Raw genomic sequence first — 1,928 nt, forward strand, 5'->3', positions numbered from 1 at the left:
GGTTTTGGGGGGGGGGGGCCGGGGGGGGGCCCCCCCCCCGCCCCCCCCCCCCCCCCCGCCCCCGGGTCGCGCCACCCCACCACCCCCTTCCGTACCGTCACGGCAATCGACGGCGGGATGTCGAGGCGGCCGTGCCGACTCCGACCAGAGGGTGAAGCACTTCCGACAGCATCTCCCGAGGAGCTCCGATGTCCCGTAGCAGCAGCAAGTCAGCCCGTGTCGTCACCGTCGCCGCCGGCGTCGAGACCACCGACCGGACGGCACCGGTCCGCGACGACCGCCACGAGGCGCTCGAGGTCCTCATCGGCAAGTGGATCAACGAAGGCCACACCGTCGCGACTGCGGAGGCCCCGTCGGTTCCGATCCTCACCAGCGATATCTACGAGTGGGCGCCCGGCGGCTTCTTCATCGTGCACTCGGCCTACGGAAGGATCGGCGACACCTCCGTCGGCGGCGTCGAGATCATCGGCATCGACGGCGAGGCGTACAGCTCCACCTTCTACGACAGCTTCGGCAACGTCCACGTCTCACGACTGGAGATCGACGGCGACGAGCTGCGATGGATCGGCGACCGCACGCGCTGCACCGCGACACTGACCGACGGCGGTTTCACCCAGGTCGCCCGCCACGAGTCGAGCGCTGACGGCGAGACCTGGGCGCCATCGATGAACGTCACCCTCCGCAAGGCCACCTGACCAATACGCGGAATTCGACTATGCAGCCCAGTCGAGGGCGCCATCCGGTGGCCCGTTGCCGCCGGGTGATCCGATTGATCTTCGGGCGTCGGGTGGTGGCAGTAGCCGGTAGACGTAGCGCCCGTCTTGATCTTTGGTGATCTGGATCTGGTCTGGGTTGGTGTGTTTGAAGCGGTTGTGCCATCCGCAGGTGAGGGCGAGTTGGTCGATGTCGGTGGGTGAGTGTCCGAGTGCCCATCCGTTGACGTGGTCGACCTCGCACAGCGTGCCGGGGGTCTCGCATTCCCTTACCGCACATGTGGGGTAGAGGGTTTCGAGGACTTGGCGTTGGGCTGCGCTCGCGAACCGTTCCCGGTGGCCCAGGTACAGCGGAGTGTTCCCGCGTCCCAGCAGGAGGGGTGAGACTCCGGCTGAGAGGGCGATGCGGCGCGCCTGGGCGGCGGGGACCGGGGTGCCGTCGGTGAGGCGGGCGGGGGCGTTGCCACCGGTCAGTGTCTCCAGGTCACAGATGACGGTGACCTTGGTGGCCTTGTGCCCACCCGACAGCACGCTGGACAGGGCGGCGGCGGTGCGTTCGGAGAAGTCGCGGCGGTCTTCCGGCCCGGCCGGCTTGGCCAGCGGAGCCAGAGCGCCGTCCCAGATCGCGGCGTCCTCGGGGTTCAGCCACCCTTTGACGTACCGGCCGCCGTCCAGCGAACGGGTGGTGGTGAGCCAGGACTTGTCATAGCCGCGTTTGGTGTCCTCATCCGGGGCGTCTTCGGTGTCGTCGCGCTCAGCGATGAGGTCGCGGATGCGGCGGCCGAACGCGGCGACCTTCCCGGCCGAGAAGCCCTGGTCGACGAACCCGAGCAGGGTTGTCTCGGCCTCTGCGCAGTTGGTGTCATCCAGGCGGGCTACCGAGTCGGCGACGGTGGTGGCGTAACCAAAGGACAGGTCACCGGAGGCCAGTGCGGCGGCAACGTGGGGCAGGCGGTGGCGCTGCCGGGCGAGGGTGAGGCGTTCCTTGGCGCGGTTGTCGCGCATGCCCAGCCGCGACCGAAGCCACGCCTGGGTGGAGGGATATCCCCAGCGGGCTTGTTCTCCGGTGGCGTCGACTCGGCCGATGAATCCGGCGAGCGCGCTTTCCTGCATATCAGCGGCGGCCGCGAGGGTTTCGGTGAGTTCGAGGCAGGCGGCGGCTGATTCGGGGGCGTCTCTGGTGGCGAGTTCAGTGGCGATGGCGGAGAGCGCGTT

Annotated in this window: 2 protein-coding genes; one reads left to right on the top strand and one right to left on the bottom strand. The window is 68.9% G+C overall.

Annotated elements, in window-relative coordinates; genetic code table 11:
• The first annotated feature begins 188 nt into the window (after positions 1–188).
• Positions 189–695, top strand: coding sequence for a DUF1579 family protein (locus tag AB0C78_RS50725; RefSeq protein WP_360763039.1), 507 nt, complete (start codon positions 189–191; stop codon positions 693–695).
• Positions 696–713: 18 nt separating this feature from the next.
• Here the strand turns inward: AB0C78_RS50725 and AB0C78_RS50730 are convergent.
• Positions 714–1,928: DUF222 domain-containing protein (locus AB0C78_RS50730; protein ID WP_360763042.1), on the bottom strand; the 1,215-nt coding region annotated here is incomplete at its 5' end.

Origin of the sequence: Actinomadura sp. NPDC048394 (genome assembly GCF_040651755.1) — a bacterium.
Taxonomy (GTDB): Bacteria; Actinomycetota; Actinomycetes; order Streptosporangiales; family Streptosporangiaceae; genus Spirillospora; species Spirillospora montaniterrae.

Bases quoted from the DNA above. Each gene is read 5' to 3' on its own strand.
- AB0C78_RS50725 (WP_360763039.1), top strand. From the start codon at position 189: ATGTCCCGTAGCAGCAGCAAGTCAGCCCGTGTCGTCACCGTCGCCGCC.